Annotated in this window: 1 protein-coding gene and 1 pseudogene; one reads left to right on the forward strand and one right to left on the reverse strand. The window is 56.9% G+C overall.

Features of this window, described 5'->3' with window-relative positions:
• A partial coding sequence (locus ACXJKO_RS31680; RefSeq protein WP_457094964.1) for a transposase occupies positions 1-145 on the reverse strand: 145 nt, incomplete at its 3' end.
• Positions 146-1,094: 949 nt separating this feature from the next.
• Here ACXJKO_RS31680 and ACXJKO_RS31685 point away from each other — a divergent pair.
• Positions 1,095-1,331 (forward strand): annotated as a pseudogene (locus ACXJKO_RS31685) (outer membrane protein); the annotation flags it as partial.

The raw sequence follows: 1,331 nt of genomic DNA on the forward strand, positions 1-1,331 counted from the left end.
CCTTCCACTGCAGGCCGTTGCGGATGACGTAGACGATCCCGCTGACCACCCGCCGGTCATCCACCCGAGGAACGCCATGAGCCCGCGGGAAGTGCGGCGAAATCCGCGCCATCTGGCGCTCACTGAGCAAAAACAGATCACCCATTCAGAGCCTCCTAAACCGGAGGCTCTGAATCACACCTTAGCCCAAATTAATAGGTCCTGAGCCTAGGTGAGCCGGCATTGCGACCATCCAGGGAGAACGACCATGCCATACGGCACAAGGACGAGGCTGCGCGCGAAAGGTAAACGCATCCTTACCATGACCAACCGCAGGAACACTCATCTCTCGGTTCGGCCTGCTCCATGAGCCTTGGCGTACAACTCCGCTCGGGTGGAGGGTGTGATAAATACGTTGTTACCGCCGTTGTAGATGGCGGCGAGTTCGAGAAAAGTGCAGCGGGCTATCGGCGAGAGAGCGCCAAGCAGGCGAGTTGGGAAGCAAGACAGCGAAACTTTCTCCTACGCTTCAAGCCAACTAGGCTCGACCATAGAACTTCAACAGCTTCAGACAACACTCAACAAGACGCCGGCCAGCGTCCCTGCGCCTCTGCTCAACGCCGCCTCTCGGGGACAAAAACCGCGGGCCAGGCAAGAGATGCCGTCATGTTCTATGACCACAACCCGCCTTCGCGTCCGGTCGCCACTTGATGGGCATTGCCAATGTAGGCGTGCCAGCGACTGTCACCCTGCCGCTCCGGCTTGTCCGCGTCAAAGCAGGTAAGAGGCACTTTCACCTCTATAGCGAGGAAACGAAAAAACCCTACCCCTCAAGGGATAGGGTTAAGTTTCTCCTCGTCTTCGGAACTCTCCGAAAACAAAGCAAGTAAGGCATTTGGCCCCGGCTAAGTCAATCCGGAGGCAGTAATTTGATCCTCGGCAATTAAGTCTCTGAAGAAGAAGCAGCTTTCCTCAAGATAGACCGAACGCTCTAAGCCTTTGGTATTGGGCGGTGGATGTCGCATAAAATGCGACTGTTGCAGCGAAACTATAGAAATCCTTTACGAATCGATTGTAGCTTTTCCGGCGATTCCTCGCATTTCGGATAAACGCTCATGAAAACTCGTATTCTTACCCTTCTTGCCGCGACTGCCATCACGACCGCTGGCATCTCCGCCGGGTCCGCTGCCGACCTTCCGTCTCGTCTGGCCCCGGCTCCGGTTTTCGCTCCTGTTCCGGTCTTCACCTGGACCGGCTTCTACGTCGGTGTGAACGCTGGCTACGGCTGGCACAATGACGACAACAACGCTGCCGTCTTCGTTCCGGGTGGCGCGGTTGGCGTGGGCTCGCCC

The sequence above is a fragment of the Microvirga sp. P5_D2 genome, from assembly GCF_054049475.1.